Here is a 16,688-nt window from a genome sequence, read left to right as displayed (position 1 = left end):
TAAAATCACTCTCCTCTGGTGAATAACGCTGGAATTAAATCAATTAAAACCATATCTAATGTTTGAGCCAATTGCTCTTTTTCTTGCTCTAAGTTAGCTATCTTTTCATCCGCTGTCATTAGAGGTGTCCAGCTAACTTCACGCCAACCATGCTCATCTGTGTAGTGCATTTCTCTTTCTTCTACTATTGCACCAGCTGGTAACGGATTTCGCTGAATTGTTTCAATAATTGGGGCAGGCATTTCAATATAATTTTCTTCGTCTACAGCTACATTGTGTTCAATAGCTGCATCAATTTTTGCTTGATTTGACACAACTCGTTGCTCTTGATAATCCCATTCACCAACGTTGATGATTTCATTGTCTAAGATAACTACAGTTTTAAGCTCTTTTATCATTTCATCACCCACCCTGTATTTCCATATCCGGATTGCTTAACATACAGCCTTCCGTTCGTAGCTTCTAAATAGAGAGTTCCTGGAACTGCGGTCACAGTTCCTTCAGGATTCGGATAACCCCAACGCAAGAAAAAAGGTAAATCGGCTAAATTGAACAAGCTCCCCTCACGGTCTTGCACAAAAGTTTTACCAAACCTATCAATACGCAGGCCCACGGTGCCGTTTCTCCAAATATCTAGACCAAAATCGTTTTCATCAGAAGCATTCAGACGTAATGATGCTTGATGAGTTTTATTAGGTGTGCGAAAAACAAGACTCCTTACATTCCCTTCTATCACTACATCTTCTTTTGTCGTAAGTAAACCGGTGATTGTATTTTCTCCTGTTTTTTGCACAAAACTAGATGTTTGTGGTGTCCAAGGGTGCGGTTCTGCTATAAGTGGGTCACGAGACATCGTAATATTATTTATCAGATTATACGCTTGCCCATCATCTGCCGCAATCAATTCTATTTTCACACAGAGTAGATTTCTTGAATTCGGCGCTTTCGTAATAGGAATGTATAATCTATTTGCTAGATATACCGCGTCTCCTACATAAAATCTAGCTGTAAAATGGCTAGACATAGAAATTATTTTTTTTTCATTGGCATAAGTAGTTTCGTTAACTTTACCAATATGATAGAGCACTTCTGCACCGCCCATTGCGTTTGTAACATTATAACCACTAAATAGAGTTAGCTTAATTATTCCTGAAAAATTATTAGTAGGAATATTAATGTAAGTGGCATCCAATTTTGAGTTATTAACATCCCAATCATTGAATGTCATTAACCTTGTAGCTATCCTTGTACCAAGATTTGTAACAGAGACATCATTATAAACACCTTTTTGCCATGAATTTGCAATCTTATCACGCTCACCCTCTTTAAGATGTACAGTCTCATTGTCCAAGTGCGCAACAAACTCCTCTTCCATCCGCATCAAATCCGAACTAACAGCCGCAACCTTCTCATCCACATATTCACGACTAGCAATAATAATCGTTGGATCAATGGCTAGCTCTACAGCATCTACATTATTCGTTTCAATAACGAAGTGGATAAGTGTTTCTTCTGAGACACCTTCGCTTAGCTGAGGTTTATATTTTTCTGGGTATTGTCCTACTGCAATTAACTGGTTTTGGTCATCAAATACAGCGATTTCACGGATTGTGAAGCCGCCTACTGTTGGGGGGATGAGACCCTCGATAATAATGCGATTGTCGTTTGCTGGGTCAATGATTACATTCGATACAGGGCCTCGCCATACTTCATTGACTAATGCACTTTGATTGGCTGTTGGTACGTAGTAGGAGCCATTTCCATCTCCAAGCGCGATATATTGTAAGCCGACCTTTTGCTGTGTCACTTGGGCGTTGGCGATTTGAGCTAAGCCAACATTTGTTATGATTGTGCCATATTGTGTCACAGTATCACTCCTTTCATTACATTGGTGTTAATGTTATTTTGGCAGCGGTTTTCATCGCTGTTAGGTTATTGGTTGTTGTTTGCTGCTTAATATCTTCAATATTCATCGGATGCAAAGTAATTTCAGAGCCACTCATCATAAAGCTTGGTACATGCAGTTTTGTTGTGAGTCGCCTTGCAATTTTTAAAGCAATGTTGAGCGGGATGATACGATCAAGTGTATAGTCGATTTCTTTATCAACAGAGTTACTGGAAGCATCAAATACAAACAATGCTTCACACATTTCTACGCTTAATTGCTCCTCCCAATTGCCTTCCCCTACTAGCTCATTAATAATTTCATGTACTTTTCGCTGAGTCATTGGCAAACGAGTAGATTGCCGAACAATTAAGCGTCTGCGACGAAAATCTAAAGATTCCGTTGTTGCATCAGCCCTAATATTATAAGCGTGCTCTCTTGTACGAATTGCCTTTTCACTAGCGGTCATAATAAATTGTTCATCTTCTACTCTTTTTTTAGCTGCTTCTAATGCATCCATCTCTGTAGCAACCGTACTTGATAGCTTTTCCATTTCCTTAATGCCATCATAAATGGGTGGGAGGTTGTTCATAATACGATTACTCATACAGTGTCACCGTCCCTAATACAGGAATTTGACTAGCTGTTAATAATAAATTACTATTCACCTGATTAATTGTGGATTGTAGTACATCATTAACACCTGCCACTTCCAATATTCGAGATTCTATTTGCAATTGGCGGACAATTAGAAAATCCTCCTTATCCCATGCTTTACGCTGCTCTAAAAAATAAGCTTCAGTAATTTCTTCAATGTCAGTCTGTACCTGTCCAATCGTTGCACCATTTAAGACAAGCTTCATTGATAAATCAACAGTTACCGTCTCTACAGCTTGAACCGTTACACGATGTCCGTATGGGGCAATACCTAATCCTTCACCATTATTAGGTATCGGATCGATGAATGTTTGTACTTCATCGATGACCGCTTGGGAAGGAGGCTCATAGTTTGAATCGATAATCGTAAGACCAACTGTGCCTCCGCCAGATGGTGTACGATATGGCTTGACGCCACCAACACCTGGTATTTCCATCACTTTTTGTTTATAATCATCGCGATTTCCGCCATAAGGCACTTGATTGCGCGTTAAGAAAAAGCGCACGCGAAAATCCTCTGTCGGCTCCTCTTCCTCACCAGGTATTAGCAGCTCTGTCAGCTCGGCACGCTGTAAGCCATCAATATAGTCAATTGGTATAAGCTGACCAAATTGAGTATTGCCTATACTGCCAATTTCTTCGCATTGCATCTCATAAACACCAACGCCTATTCGCTGAATGACAATATAATTTAATTCATCAAGTGAAAAGCGTGAGCCGATTGGTATATCTTGATTAAACTCACCTTTTAAAATGGCATGTGTCGCAGGGTATGGGTATACGCCATACTCGGCAGCTCGTCGAATTAAATTAGGGCGTGAGGCAGTTTCAGGAAATGTTTCTAAAATAACGCCATCAAGCGCGATATACATTTCTTGTAGCTCTTTCGCTGTCATCGCTCCTGCATCATAAATAATGGAGCCTTCTCGTTTATCTACATCGTGACTAACGCGCTCTAGCATACGCTCTATAATTGCTTCAAAGGTTTCACGTTCAAACATTAGGCTACTGTCACCTCTCTTTCTGCTTCAATTGGCCCAAAAATAGTGTGCACAGTCATTTGCACATGCACTTTGTTTTTGTAATGGCTAAAGGAAAAAGCATCAACGCTTTCGATACGATCATCCTGCGTCAATGCTTCTGTAATTAGCCCTTTTAATTCTGAATAAATATAAGGAATTGGCTTACCAAATAGACGCGCCATTTCAGTGCCATAATCCCAGCTATAAATTAAATATTCATAGCGCTCTGTATTGAGCGCTTTAATAATAAATTGTTTAACAGCTTCGCGTTCATCTACATAGCCAATGATACGTTTTTTTTCAAAATCGATTTTGTACGTTCTAGAGGTTTGAGTTTGTTGTTCGAAAATCATTTCTAAGCCATCGTTTTCTTGAAATGCAGTTGGTAGCATTACATCACCCCTTTGTCTAGAATTATATATTGTTGACCACCATGTGTACGAAGCATTGTGACGCTATCACCAACGACTAAGCCATTATGAATCAGAAACTTTTTACGCCCCTTATATTCATGATTGTGCTCCCCATAGGCTGCATCACCACTACCTCCTGAGCGACTTTCGGTGAGGTGGTCTACCGTCATTTCTACCTCATAATTCTTTACTGCACGTGTTAGCTTTAAATGCTCCTGCTCTAAAATAAGCTTTTGGTCCACCTGTACTTTTAATGGTGCAGTGCTAATCACTGTTCCATAGACGACTGTGGCAAGTTTTTGAGCATTTACAGCATCTAATACTAATTGGCGGATTGTTTGTATAATGTCTGACATATTACGCAATAAATTCCCCTCCAATCAGCTTTAAATCCATGCGATAATCTCCCTCAGAAAATGTATGCTTAACTGTTTCCACCATCATATAATTCGATACAGTTAGGTCACCTAAATACATTTGCACACCTACTAATGAGCCACCACGCACCCTTATATCACCAAACACGCTGTTTATATGAAGCTGACGCGATTTTTGATTATATAATGACAACAGCGCATGTGCTTTCGCTGCGCCATTTTCGCCATCCTCTACTTTATCTGTGTACTGAATCATGCCCCATTGATTAATATTTTCGCCATGCTGGACAATAAAAATTTCACGCTTACCTGTTTCTTTATTTTCTCGTGATAGCTTAATTCTGTTATAGGTGTTATCTGCGATAGAGCTTGTATAATCAAAGGTTTCGCCACTTTCTGCATCGATTAAAAGGTCAAGCTTCAGCATTTTTACATCACGCAAGCTTAATTTGCCACAATCATCATATAAAACATAAAGAACACCTGTATTTTGGGTTGTCATGCTTAGCGCATTGTCCATAATGCCATATAAATCCGTATTATCCTCCACACGTGAGGCAATCACATATTTTGTATCCGCAATCACACCTGCCTGCAATCTAAAATCCTTGATTAGCATTTGTAGCACCTGTGACGCTGTTTTTGCTTTATATGTGTAAGTGTCTTTGTTTTTGAAGTACCATAGCTGATCGAATGCTGTAACTGATATAATGCGATTATTTGAGCGTTTTTTTGTAAAAACAAAGCCATTAAAAATTGGCTTTCCATCATATTCAAAGTACACCTCATCGCCCTCATGAAAACCGAGCACCTTGTCCTTAATAACACTAAATTCTAGCTTGCCAGGTGATCCTTTTCGTTGTGTTTCCCAAATAACTGGCTCTAGCACTGCACAATCAAAAGTCCGCCCTCTTGACGTAATGTATAACCGTCCCTTACCCAAGCTTAATCACCTGCCCTACCTTGATAATATTAGGGTTGCTAATGTTGTTGAGTTTAGCGAGCTGTGTATATTTTGAGCCATCACCTAAATATTTTTTGGCAATAGCCCATAACGTATCCCCCTGCTTTACTGTATGGGTTTTAGGTGTTTTTTTACCTGTGACAGGACGCTGTTTTTCAATGGATACAGCTTTTTTCTTAGATGTTTTATCCTCTTTAATTTTCACTGTGCCAAATGGTCTCCATTGCTTCAAGCTAATTTTGACATTGACATCAAAGCCGTTTTCAGCATCTTCCTCAATCTCATAGCTCTCCAATGAAAATTTTTTAGGTTCCCCGTCCTTAAAATTTGTATCAAATAGTAAGGAGCCATCTGGTCTCATACGATTAACGATGAATGAAAATGCCTCTTGCGATACTTTTAATTCTTCTAATTTATCAAGATAAAATGCTGCGGGCTGAAAACCGTCCGGATACACCGCAAACGGATAGGGAACATTCGGGAGCAATATTTCAAAATCAATATCTGTTAAACCAGGCTTCTTGAGAATATTGACCTCACCTTCATTCATTAAAACAATCGTTTGGTTTTTGTTGTTAATTTTCATGGACATAGATGCAGGTGCAACAGGAAGCTGTACACCGTCAATAAAAAAATTATACAAGGCTGACACCCCCACTCTCTGCCAAGCCAACAGCAACTTCCTCTACCTTTTGGCCAAAGCGATCAATAACACCATCAATGTCTAGCTCGCTATTAATATGGTTTTCACTGCGGGCATCAACGATTACTTCCGCCGTTGTATAACGATTAATTGCCTCGCGCTCCGCGATATCGCGCATATATTGCAAGTCCTCATTCATCATCGCTACGCCGTTTGCCATGGCACCTGTATTATCTGCAATTTGTTTACTATGCTCATTGCCTTTGTTTAATTGGTCTCCAAATGCTAAGGATTGATCAACTGGACCTTGCATAGGTGGTAGCTCTACTGGAACGTACGGAGGTGGTTCTTCTGGTGGCTTTTCTTCTTTGTTAAAATCAAGTAGACCAGATCCAAAATCATATCCTCCATCCCAAGCAACTCCATATTCTATCCTAGAATCAAACGTTGGTGCCTCTCGATCTAAGGTAATAGCATTTTCATTCTTACCCCATTTAACTACACTTTTTTGCAATTTCGACAACCCTGCTGTCCAATTGGTTCCAAATATAGCGTCGATAATTTCAGTTACTACTTTACCAAGTGTCAAAAACCATGAAATGATTTGCCCAATCAAGTTTGCAACTGCATCACCAAAACTATTAAATCCACCATTAAAGACATTTAACACCCATTCAATAATTGCAATCCAAGGATCAACAAGAATAGACCATACGGCTTGAATCACTGCATTAAGTACCCCAACGACAGTATTCCAAATGAAGGCTCCTAAAACTGCGAATGCCCCTATAATTGCTCCTGTTGCACTAATAGATGTTCCCGCAAAATGATTGATGGCTGCGATTATCAAATAAAATATTGCTACTAAAGCTATTACCGCCATGATTACCCATACTATCGGATTAGCAGTTAAGGCAGCATTCCAGAGCCACGTAGCCACAGATACTAATGTTGTGACCAATTCTACTATTCCTAAATAAGTAGCTAGTGTGAGTAAAACACCTGCTAAACCTAGCACAATAGGTGCAATCAATGACCAATTATCATAAATAAAGCTCCCAATTGTAATAAATAAATCCATTACGGTCATTGCCCATCCAGCAACTAACCCAAATGCTATACCAATTCCAGCTATTACTTGCTGTATTTTTTCACTATTAGCGAGCTCATTAATTTTTAGTAATATCGGAGAAAATGCTTCTAAGGCGCCTGTTTTAATATTTTGCCATATATTCCCCCACGTAGTAGGCATACTCGCAAAAGCAGCATTGGTGTCCTCGGCTGCATAGAACATCGCATTTTTGATAACATCTGCTGTAATGACGCCCTCTGTTGCTAATTGTTTAAGGTTAGAGGCATCTATATTCATGACATCCTCAAGGTAATTTTGAATATTTCCAACAACAGCTGGTGCCTGTTTTGCTAAATTATTAAGCCCTGCGCTATCCATCGTGCCAGAGGTCATTGCCTGTGTTACGCTGGACATCGCTTCAGGAGGGGCACCTGCAACTGCCATTGTTTTGTTCATTTGCTCAGTAAATGCAACAATTTCTGCTGGACTACTAAAGGCCCCTGAAGCTGCTGTACCAAGTTGATTAACCATATCAGCAGTCGTTTGATAGGAGCCAAATGTACGCTGGGCAGAATCAAATATCATATCTTGTAATGCAGAGGTTGACGTCAGTGCTGTATTTACAACACCGGCTTCCTGTGCTTGCTTTTGATATGCATCGTTCATTAACTCTAAACGCCCTTGTGTAGTTGCCATATCATCAGATAAACCAATGACTACTTTGAAGTTCTCAAAATTCAGTACACTTGCTACTAAACCTTTAACTTTATTCATCATAGCACCGACTACAGCGCCGCCTTTATTTAGCCTCTCATTTAGCCTCTCCTGTGCTGCATCCACTTCTTCAATTTCCCGCTCCATCTGAGTATATAGCGTATTAATTTGTGTTAATTGTATGGTTATACTTCTTGCATCAATCATTGGCATCGCACTATTACTTATTCGAGTTAAAGCACCATCACCTGGAGGCAATGCATTCAATACTTGAGGAGAATTATTAATTACCTGAGGTACATTATTAATTACTTGGGGCATATTATTAATTACTTGAGGCAAGTGATTACTTACCTGCAAAGCATTTTGAATTGTAGCCATTCTTTGCTCCTCCTTTCTTTACATGATTAAAAAGACGTATTCGAAAAGGTTGTGCCTTTTCAAATACGTCTCTGTTTTTCGTTTAATTGAGCGAATTTGCTGATCTTGCGGGCGATTTTCGATGTTTAATGGGCGAAAATGGGCATCTCACGGGCGAATTAACACGATGAAACTTCATCAACGTCTTCTCCCCTTGCCTCTACCTGCCCGCTTTGATTCGCGTTCAGCTTTTTTATCTGTTTCGATTTTTACTTGTATCGCTGCTATAATACAGGCTTTGTCTGCCACGGATAGTGCGAAATATTCGGATGGCAGGCGACGGAATTTATGTACCCACCAGTACATCAAATTGGCATCACCATCGCCATCCTCAATTAGTTTTTTACTTCTTCAACAAGTTCTTCAACATTTACTTCGTAGCCATTCGCTGCCTGTGCTGCCGCTGCTGCATCCGCCATTTCACCAATTGTTAGCATTTTGCCGAGCAATTCATCAGCGCCATAGACACCATAGGAATCCTGTAAATCGCGATCATGTAAGTTTGGGAAGACAATTGATTCAACCGTTAAAAGACGCTGATAAGTAAAATGGTCAAAATCTGTGTTATATTGCCCCTTGCGCTTGCCCTGTGTAATCAAGGTACGCTTTGTGCATTGTCCTTTTAATTCCGTATCACGCTCTGGTGAAATCGGTGCAAATTCCCATTCGATCACTTTTCCTGTTTCATCCATAAAGCTTTTGGAAATCGGCTGCTTAATATTGTCCTGCTTCTTTTTATTGTGTGCAAAAAACGCTTGTAAGTTACTCATGTATTTTCACCATTCCTTTATTAATTTCAATGATTTATTAAAGCATTTCAGGTAATGTTGCAAATTGGACTGGCATATCCCAATCCTCGAATGTAAATTCAATTGAATCCTCTAGATACTCCGCATCTGCGTCAAGTGATGCAACAAGCCCTCCATCAAGATTACAGTCAATTAAAATTGTTGTTTGGCTACCAACAGTAGAGGATTTATCCTCATTCGTCACTTGAATATCAAAATAAATATCTTCACCTGTATCTTTGTAACGCTTTAACAGCTGGCGGAAAATCGAGGTATTGAAGTGGAATGTAGCTGAGCCTGTTCCTTCCCAGCCTGTTGCCTTGTTCCCCTTCCCTGTACGGCCCATAATTGGCACCTGTGTTTTCGTTTTTTCCATATTGGCCTCTAAATTGATTAGCTGTGCAAATAAGTAGCGATTGCCCTCGATTGTGACGAACGCTCGTCCTTGTGCACCATGAATGGCATTACGTGCATGCATTGTTGGTTCTGCGAAATATTGTAGGTCTAACTCCATTAATAATTCAGTTTTCATCATCTACTGCTCCTCCTTATGCTACTGTTGTTGTAATATATAGCTGTGACATCGCTACAGTAGGCGTCACAACTTCATTGACAACAACAGCCTTTTTCGAATTGCCTTGCTCTACAGTCAACTCGTCTTTGTTATAGTTTTCAATCGCACGAATGCGCTGTAACTCTAAACGATGTGCCCCGATATCATTCCAAAGTGAAATGCGTCCATCTGCATCATTCGGCACTTTGCCGAGATAGCGCTCATTGAAGAGCTGCGCTGTGTCAATGGCAATTTGATCAAGCACACGAATCACCTGGTTCATGCTAAAGTCTTCATTTTTATCTGCTGTGAACGATGTAAATGTGTTAACGTCTTCAAGCACACGTACTTCGTCTCCAACACGATGGAACACATATTTACCTGCTTTTAATAAGGCTGTCAGCTGGGATTGTGTTTTCGTTTCAGCCATATCCAGTACAAATTCACCGTCATAGCGTTTGTTCGTGTTCGAACGGTTTACAGCAACACCTGCTTGTGCACCTGTCGCCCAATAAACAGCGCCAAATACCTCATCACCAATTGCATCGTTTTGTACATCAATGACACCTTCGTGATCTGTTGTGCCAAGCTTATGCCCTACTAATTGGAATTTCGCTCCTACTTGGTCACGTAAACGCTTTGTATATTCCACATAAAGGGATTTAATTGTGCTATCAGCTGATAAGCAGCCAAGTGTATTAAAGCCATATGCCTCCAAAGCATCTAATGCCTCTTGATGTGCGCCACCTGTAATCGCTGAACCATTCGAACCACCTGTTAACGGTGTACCAGCTGTAGGCTCTAACGTAGCAGCAGCTTTAAATGTAACAAAATCATTTGCTTGTAAATCAGCAGCCGTTGCGACCGCAAGCTGTTCATCAACGAGCGTGCCATTCAACAATGTTTGCACATCAAATTTCGTTGGCTCATCTACATTTGCTTGAATCACAATCGTAATATCATTCCCGCGTACGCCTTTGTATTTCGCTTGCGCAAAGTCATTTTGTGCTACTACAGCATCGACTGCTAATTTGTAGAAAAATACCGTAATCGCATTTTTAAAAATATCGCGAATCCCTTTTAATTTCGGGTCTGTGTAGTCATAGCCGAAAATTTTGCGGCTATCCTTTTGTAAATCCTCCTGCGTTACGGTAAATACTTCACCGTCTACGCCCCAATCTAGTGCAATCGGTAAGCCAACATAGCCTCGCTCCGATAAATTGACAAAGGCACGTGCTGCGCTCATAAAATTATGATACGTACCTGGTAATACTTTATTTTGTGTTAAAAATGTTCCTCCACCTAATGCCATTCTATTTTCCTCCTTTATCAAACTGCTTTAAAATGGTTTCTACCTGTTCATATGAATACATGGTGTTTGCATCTAATAATGCTTGAAGTGCATCATGTCGATGCAGATATTTTTGGCTATTCATCAATTGTTTTTTCGTAAATTGTTGGATAGCCTTTTTATTAGACGATGCTTTAATGCGTGTCAACGGCTGTCATCCCTTTCCTTTATCTGCAATGATTCCATCAATGCATTTTCTTCCTCATCTTGTAAGAGGAAATCAAAATACATGAAATTATGCGCAATACCTTCATGTAGCTCACTATATGCTCCTTTTGCTAAGAGCACGGTGGCATCCTGTAATGTGATTTCCTTTAATGCATGCTGAATACGCAATGCATGATTTGCCGCCTCTAATTGGCCTTGCAACGGGAAATATTTCACATTAAAAAATAGCGTGATTTTAGCTCGCTTGCTCATTTGAGGTGTATGCTCTAGCTTCAGCAATTGAATCAAAAAAGCTGGAGTTTCCACCGTCTGTGGCATTTCATTAAGATATCGCTTGTAGCCATCGCCAAACTGTTCTTGAAGCCTTTGAGAAATTGCTTCTATAATGTGGCTGACCTCCATCATCGTTCCTCCTTTCGTACTTTGAAAATTGCTTCATTGCTTTTCATGTTCATCCCCTCCTTTAAGACATTGCTTTTAAAATGAATCTTTCACTATATAGGTGTTTGTATGGCAAGCTGCTACACCTAAAATGAATTCCTCACTATATAGGCATTTGTATGGCGAATCTTTAAAATGAATCTTTCATGATAAAGCCGCTTTCATGACAGATTAGTTTTTTGCAGTTAATATTGTTTTTTATTTTTAATTCAGCCCTTCTTAAATAGCTTTGCACAGAGCTACGTGTAATTTCTAAAATGTCCGCTACTTTCGCAAACGTCATATATTCAGCGCGGATGAGTATGAATACTTTACGCTCATTTTCTGTTAATCCTACTAGCGCTTCCTTTATAATACTTTGCATGCTATCTATTCGATTCTCCTCATTATTTAGCTGCTGTTGATCACTATCAGATGCAGTGAAATCACAATCAACGGATAAAAGAAATTGCTGCATCAAATAATGGTCCATTACATAACAATCCTTGCGAGTGGCTGCTCGATACTCAGCTGGATCATAGCCTGTTTCCATCCATTGAATCGCCTCCTTTACATCACGCTCCATGCTTGAACATCCGCCTATTTCCTGCAATTTTTTTAATGATTGCTTATATTCTTCAATTAAATCTGGAAAATATTTAACCATCTGCTTGCTCCTTTCTTTTCAAATCAATTACGCCTTTGGTAGTTGTCATCTCCTAAATCAAAATAAAAAGGACACTAATCGACTTGGTTACATAACCAAAATCAATTAGTGTCCGTCGGTTTTTCCGTAGGGACGATTATTTAATTTGTTGAATGCGGATTCGCTCTGCTCGTTCTACATCTAGTACGCGCCCATTTTTCCAAATGATTGTATCTTGTCCAAAATCTTTTGGTTTTAATGGTGTAATACATCCATCCTGTACAATATAAATACCATTTTCAAATACATTGATTTGTTGATTTTCTTTGCTCATTCTTAATCCTCCTTCGTTGTCTATTACCCGATATTAAAATTTCTATTTCAGCAACTATTATCACTACTATATCATTGCTAAAACAGAAATTCAAGCTAAAAATTTCTATTAAAGAAATTTATGGTTTCTAAAATAGAAACATGCTATAATGAAGTATGAAATCTCTGAAAGCGGTGAATGATGATGAATATCGGAAAGCGAATCGTTTCATTAAGAGAAAGCCGAGGATGGACACAAAGAGAGCTAGCAAGCCGAGTGAATCTTAATGTTAGCGTTATGAATAGAATTGAAGCAAATGAACGACCTGTCAAAGATAATGAATTATTGCAATTAGCAAACGTACTGGATGTTAGCACAGACTATCTTCTCGGGCGTTCTAGTTCGTCTACATTGACACAAGAGGAAAAGGATGAAGCTGAATTTCAAGCATTCGCTAATAATCCGACGCTGCAAAAATGGTATAAGGAATTGCCGAAGTCAAAGGAAGAGGATTTAGAAAAGCTACGCAAAATGTGGGAAATTTTAAAGGATCATGGAGAGCTTTAAAATGACCCTAATAATCAGTGGGGATTCCTGCTGATTTATCAATAATATGCCAAACCTCACTAGCAAAATGTGAGGTTTTATTATAAAATAAAATAGAACAAATGTTCTTAAAGGCATTTTAGGAGTTGTTTCAATGTACTATTATACACATCTTGAGGATTATATTACGCACTTTTATAAGCAGTTGGGCATTACAGATTTATCTTTATTAAGCTTTCAAGAAATCGCTACAAGATTAGGCATAAAAGTGTTTTATTGGTCAGAGTGTAGCCAGGCTTTATTTATCGAAGGGCGCGCTTATATTTTTCTTGAGGAAAACCTATCACCTGAAAAGGAATGGCAGGATTTTTGTCATGAACTATGTCATGTGCTGCTGCATAGTGGCAACCAATTTAACTTGCCTCCGCTTTTTCAAAAATATCAGGAATCAAAAGCAAATAATTTTATGTACCATGCGTGTATTCCTACTTTTTTATTAGAGCGAATGGAGCTGTATGACGTCACCAATAAAGAAATTGTCAAAATCCAGCAAAATTTTTGTGTAGAGCCAGAAGTTGCAAAAAATAGACTTATACAATTTTTAAATAATAAGCAAAACCAATTATACCGCTATCATCGTTAATTCAAATCCTTGATAAAATCCACATAGCTTTCGACATGCTCTATGGATTTTATCAAGGTAATCATTTATTCGTTTCATCCACAGGCACATAGCCAACTTTTTCAACTAACCCTTGCCCTTGTGGTGATAGTATCCACTCAATCAACTTCTCAGTATTGTCATTTGGTGCACCCGCCGTTATGGCATAAAATTCTGATGTAATCGGATATGTGTTATTGCAAATATTGTTCTTTGTAGGTTCAATTCCCTCGATTGCTAATAATTTAATTTGGTCATTTTGCACCATTTCCGTTGAATAATAGCGGAATGTATAGCCAAGTGCATTTTTGTAGTTTTTATATTGTGCGACCTCCTGAATAATACCACCCATCCCAGACACGATGTCCTCCTTTTCAGGCTCCATAATCGCTGTCTCTTCCATTAAACGTTGCAATGCTGTTTGAGAACCACTATCCTCTGGACGCTGGAAGGCACGAATTTTTGCATTTGCACCACCTACTTGTGACCAATTTGTAATCTCCCCTGCATAAATACCCCGAACCTGCTCTAATGTTAAGCTATCAATTGGATTGTTTTTATGAACAAAGAAGACGAATGCCTCTTTACCAATTGGCGTCATCTGTAAATCAATTTTTTTCTGCTCTGCCATTTTTAATTGACGCTCTGATGGCCCAGCAGCAAAAATCACATTCACTTTACGATTTATGACGTTGCTATAAGCATCAGGTGTTTTATTGACCATGACTGTCCCCCCAAAATAATCAGGATTTTCTGGATAGGTAGCCTCTACAAATGCTGCATATAATGGATACAGTGCCGTTGCACCATCGATTTTGGGCATTGTACCATTCAATGTTAATGTCGATTGCTCACCTAGCTGTACAACTTGATTGTCTTCAGTGAAAGGATGATAGGTCCATATATCAATCTCGCTATCTACTGTAGCTAGCTTGCTTTCATAATATGCTTGTCCTGCTAACACTGTTGGTATAGTCATAACTCCTAGCATAATAAGCGCTATCAATTGCTTACGCCTTTTCGTTGTGAAAAATTGTAAAACCCTTAATACAAGTAAAATATAAATAACAAAAACAATAGCGCCAAAAAACCATATGTAGTTTTGATGCAAAAACAGCAGTGCTACAAAGAACACTGGTGCTCCTAAAAACAAAAAACTAATGGTTAACAATATAATGCTCCCTATTTTCTCCATCATATAATCATCCCCCTTTTAACATAAACGATAGTAAACAAGAATTTGTTCCAAATTTTATCAAATTACCCAATGTGGTTCTTACAAGTATTTTTTAATTCTAGCACTTTTAAATGAAATGGATAAAATGTTAGAAAATGCTGGTTTGCTTATTTATGAGCATTTACCACCTGCTGCTATTCATCAGCAATTTTTTAGTAATTGCTCCGATTATTTATCAGCATTCGAAACATTTCATTTTGTTCATGCTGTTAAAAAATAAGTTATAGTAAAAAACGGGCTACCCGAAAAGATACTATCTTTTCAGACATGCCCGTTTTTTACTATCTTTAGTTAAACTTCACCATATGGTATTTCTTTTTACCACGGCGGATAATCGCAAAGGCGTCCTCTAAACGATCCTTTGCATCTACTGTGTATTCTAAGTCTGTTACTTTTTCACCGTTGATGCTGATGGCACCGTTTGTTACATCTTCACGCGCTTGACGCTTTGATGGTGAAACGCCCGCTTCCACAAGCAATTCCACAATGTTTTTATCTTCTTTTGGCATTTCAATAGAAGGGACATCTTTAAATGCATCCTTCATTTCTACTGCTGATAACGCTTTTAAGTCACCTGAGAATAGGGCTACTGTAATGCGCTGTGCTGCCTCTAATGCTTCTTGGCCATGAACTAAACGCGTCATTTCTTCCGCTAAAGTTTTTTGTGCTTTGCGTAAATGTGGCTCTTCCTGCACGCTTACTTCCAATGCTTCAATTTCCTCACGCGATAGGAATGTGAAGATTTTTAAGTATTTCACAACATCCGCATCGCCTGTGTTAATCCAAAATTGGTAGAACTCGTATGGGCTCGTTTTGTCCGCATCTAGCCATACAGCGCCACCTGCTGTTTTACCAAATTTTGTGCCATCTGCCTTCGTTACTAGCGGAATTGTAAAACCAAATGCTTTGGCATTATCATCATGTGTTTTACGAATAACTTCAAGACCTGTTGTAATATTGCCCCATTGATCAGAGCCACCAATTTGGATGCGCACATTATGGTTATCGTATAAATGATTAAAGTCAATACCTTGAATAATTGTGTACGTAAATTCTGTAAATGAAATACCCGTATCTAAACGAGAGGCAATCGTATCCTTTGCTAGCATGTAGTTGACATTGATAAGCTTCCCAAAATCACGTAAAAATTCGATTGTGCTCATTTTGCCAATCCAATCATGATTGTTGACAAGTTTCGCTGTGTTATCTGCGCTTGAATTAAAATCAAAAATACGCTCTAATTGCTTCTTAATGCCCTGTACGTTGCGGTCAATTTGCTCAACCGTTTGCAATTGACGCTCCTCTGAACGTCCAGATGGGTCACCTACCATCCCTGTTGCTCCACCAACTAATAAGATTGGCTTATGCCCTGCTTGCTGGAAGCGGCGCAGTGTTAATAGTGGCACGATATGCCCGATATGCATTGAATCAGCTGTTGGGTCTACGCCACAGTACAATGATACCGTTTGCTCATTTAACAGTTTTTCCATACCTTCTGCGTCTGTTTGTTGGTATAACAAACCGCGCCAATTTAAATCTTCAATTAGTTTGTTTGTCATGTTGTATCCTCCTATTTTTACGCATAGAAACAAAAAAGCCCCTACACGCAAGTTTATGCATGCAGGGACGCTATTTATCAAATAACGCGGTACCACCCAGCTTGAAGATTATGTATCTTCCTCTCAATCGTCTTAACGCGACGCAAACGTCCAAGCTCCAAGAACGTAATTCATGTTTACCATTATGACTAGCTTCCACCTACCGCTAGCTCTCTTGACAGGGAATGAAAACATTACTGCAATCTCTTCAATGCTTGAAAAACTATACAGACTATTTTA

The 16,688-nt window shown here is 39.0% G+C and carries 22 protein-coding genes and 1 other annotated feature; of the genes, 3 read left to right on the top strand and 19 right to left on the bottom strand.

The window, feature by feature from the left end:
• Positions 1 to 5: 5 nt before the first annotated feature.
• The 17 genes from R6U77_RS11990 to R6U77_RS11910 form a co-directional block, all read right to left on the bottom strand.
• A complete protein-coding gene (locus R6U77_RS11990) occupies positions 6 to 398 on the bottom strand; it encodes a hypothetical protein (protein WP_319835813.1) in 393 nt (130 codons plus the stop codon).
• The gene (locus R6U77_RS11985; RefSeq protein ID WP_319835812.1) at positions 395 to 1,867 is read right to left on the bottom strand and encodes a phage tail protein; all 1,473 of its coding nucleotides are present in this window, start codon (positions 1,865 to 1,867) and stop codon (positions 395 to 397) included. Before R6U77_RS11985 ends, R6U77_RS11990 begins: the two co-directional genes overlap by 4 nt.
• A 16-nt stretch (positions 1,868 to 1,883) precedes the next feature.
• Positions 1,884 to 2,492, bottom strand: a complete 609-nt coding sequence (locus R6U77_RS11980) for a putative phage tail protein (protein WP_319835811.1) — start codon at positions 2,490 to 2,492, stop codon at positions 1,884 to 1,886.
• On the bottom strand, positions 2,485 to 3,543 hold the full coding sequence (locus R6U77_RS11975) for a baseplate J/gp47 family protein (RefSeq protein ID WP_319835810.1): 1,059 nt from the start codon (positions 3,541 to 3,543) through the stop codon (positions 2,485 to 2,487). The genes R6U77_RS11980 and R6U77_RS11975 overlap by 8 nt, the downstream gene beginning before the upstream one ends.
• Positions 3,543 to 3,956, bottom strand: a complete 414-nt coding sequence (locus tag R6U77_RS11970) for a DUF2634 domain-containing protein (RefSeq protein WP_319835809.1) — start codon at positions 3,954 to 3,956, stop codon at positions 3,543 to 3,545. Before R6U77_RS11970 ends, R6U77_RS11975 begins: the two co-directional genes overlap by 1 nt.
• The gene (locus R6U77_RS11965; RefSeq protein ID WP_319838375.1) at positions 3,956 to 4,333 is read right to left on the bottom strand and encodes a DUF2577 domain-containing protein; all 378 of its coding nucleotides are present in this window, start codon (positions 4,331 to 4,333) and stop codon (positions 3,956 to 3,958) included. Before R6U77_RS11965 ends, R6U77_RS11970 begins: the two co-directional genes overlap by 1 nt.
• 1 nt (position 4,334) lies before the next feature.
• Positions 4,335 to 5,297 carry an XkdQ/YqbQ family protein gene (locus R6U77_RS11960; protein WP_319835808.1) on the bottom strand — a complete coding sequence of 321 codons (963 nt, stop codon included), beginning with the start codon at positions 5,295 to 5,297 and terminating at the stop codon, positions 4,335 to 4,337.
• Positions 5,290 to 5,970, bottom strand: a complete 681-nt coding sequence (locus R6U77_RS11955; RefSeq protein ID WP_319838374.1) for a LysM peptidoglycan-binding domain-containing protein — start codon at positions 5,968 to 5,970, stop codon at positions 5,290 to 5,292. The genes R6U77_RS11960 and R6U77_RS11955 overlap by 8 nt, the downstream gene beginning before the upstream one ends.
• Entirely contained in the window at positions 5,954 to 8,128 is a 2,175-nt protein-coding gene (locus R6U77_RS11950) for a tape measure protein (RefSeq protein ID WP_319835807.1), read from the bottom strand. Before R6U77_RS11950 ends, R6U77_RS11955 begins: the two co-directional genes overlap by 17 nt.
• 177 nt (positions 8,129 to 8,305) lie before the next feature.
• Complete coding sequence (locus R6U77_RS11945; RefSeq protein WP_319835806.1) at positions 8,306 to 8,473, bottom strand: hypothetical protein; 168 nt, start codon at positions 8,471 to 8,473, stop codon at positions 8,306 to 8,308.
• A gap of 29 nt (positions 8,474 to 8,502) precedes the next feature.
• Positions 8,503 to 8,937: a phage tail assembly chaperone gene (locus R6U77_RS11940; protein ID WP_319835805.1), complete on the bottom strand. Its 435-nt coding sequence runs from the start codon at positions 8,935 to 8,937 to the stop codon at positions 8,503 to 8,505.
• 37 nt (positions 8,938 to 8,974) lie between these two features.
• Entirely contained in the window at positions 8,975 to 9,490 is a 516-nt protein-coding gene (locus R6U77_RS11935; RefSeq protein ID WP_319835804.1) for a phage tail tube protein, read from the bottom strand.
• A gap of 13 nt (positions 9,491 to 9,503) precedes the next feature.
• The gene (locus tag R6U77_RS11930; protein WP_319835803.1) at positions 9,504 to 10,820 is read right to left on the bottom strand and encodes a phage tail sheath family protein; all 1,317 of its coding nucleotides are present in this window, start codon (positions 10,818 to 10,820) and stop codon (positions 9,504 to 9,506) included.
• Between the two features lies 1 nt (position 10,821).
• Positions 10,822 to 11,007, bottom strand: a complete 186-nt coding sequence (locus tag R6U77_RS11925) for a hypothetical protein (protein WP_319835802.1) — start codon at positions 11,005 to 11,007, stop codon at positions 10,822 to 10,824.
• Complete coding sequence (locus tag R6U77_RS11920; RefSeq protein WP_319835801.1) at positions 11,004 to 11,429, bottom strand: phage tail terminator family protein; 426 nt, start codon at positions 11,427 to 11,429, stop codon at positions 11,004 to 11,006. The genes R6U77_RS11925 and R6U77_RS11920 overlap by 4 nt, the downstream gene beginning before the upstream one ends.
• A 169-nt stretch (positions 11,430 to 11,598) precedes the next feature.
• Complete coding sequence (locus R6U77_RS11915) at positions 11,599 to 12,114, bottom strand: sigma factor-like helix-turn-helix DNA-binding protein (protein ID WP_319835800.1); 516 nt, start codon at positions 12,112 to 12,114, stop codon at positions 11,599 to 11,601.
• Positions 12,115 to 12,250: 136 nt separating this feature from the next.
• Complete coding sequence (locus R6U77_RS11910) at positions 12,251 to 12,427, bottom strand: DUF3954 domain-containing protein (protein WP_293929042.1); 177 nt, start codon at positions 12,425 to 12,427, stop codon at positions 12,251 to 12,253.
• Positions 12,428 to 12,607: 180 nt separating this feature from the next.
• On the opposite strand from R6U77_RS11910, the gene R6U77_RS11905 reads away from it, so the two are divergent.
• The gene (locus R6U77_RS11905; protein ID WP_319835799.1) at positions 12,608 to 12,973 is read left to right on the top strand and encodes a helix-turn-helix domain-containing protein; all 366 of its coding nucleotides are present in this window, start codon (positions 12,608 to 12,610) and stop codon (positions 12,971 to 12,973) included.
• A gap of 133 nt (positions 12,974 to 13,106) precedes the next feature.
• Positions 13,107 to 13,595 carry an ImmA/IrrE family metallo-endopeptidase gene (locus R6U77_RS11900; protein WP_319835798.1) on the top strand — a complete coding sequence of 163 codons (489 nt, stop codon included), beginning with the start codon at positions 13,107 to 13,109 and terminating at the stop codon, positions 13,593 to 13,595.
• A gap of 61 nt (positions 13,596 to 13,656) precedes the next feature.
• On the opposite strand, the gene R6U77_RS11895 is transcribed toward R6U77_RS11900, so the two are convergent.
• Positions 13,657 to 14,811: a PstS family phosphate ABC transporter substrate-binding protein gene (locus R6U77_RS11895; protein ID WP_319835797.1), complete on the bottom strand. Its 1,155-nt coding sequence runs from the start codon at positions 14,809 to 14,811 to the stop codon at positions 13,657 to 13,659.
• A gap of 115 nt (positions 14,812 to 14,926) precedes the next feature.
• Here R6U77_RS11895 and R6U77_RS11890 point away from each other — a divergent pair, with 115 nt between their 5' ends.
• Positions 14,927 to 15,070: an SAM-dependent methyltransferase gene (locus R6U77_RS11890; RefSeq protein ID WP_319835796.1), complete on the top strand. Its 144-nt coding sequence runs from the start codon at positions 14,927 to 14,929 to the stop codon at positions 15,068 to 15,070.
• A 67-nt stretch (positions 15,071 to 15,137) separates the two neighbouring features.
• Here the strand turns inward: R6U77_RS11890 and tyrS are convergent, their stop codons facing one another.
• A complete protein-coding gene (gene tyrS / locus R6U77_RS11885; RefSeq protein ID WP_319835795.1) occupies positions 15,138 to 16,409 on the bottom strand; it encodes a tyrosine--tRNA ligase in 1,272 nt (423 codons plus the stop codon).
• A gap of 60 nt (positions 16,410 to 16,469) precedes the next feature.
• Positions 16,470 to 16,669 (bottom strand) — a binding site (T-box leader).
• Between the last annotated feature and the right edge of the window lie 19 nt (positions 16,670 to 16,688).

It is taken from the genome of Lysinibacillus louembei, from assembly GCF_033880585.1.
GTDB lineage: Bacteria > Bacillota > Bacilli > Bacillales_A > Planococcaceae > Metasolibacillus > Metasolibacillus louembei.
This window is presented reverse-complemented; position numbering and strand designations above follow the sequence as displayed.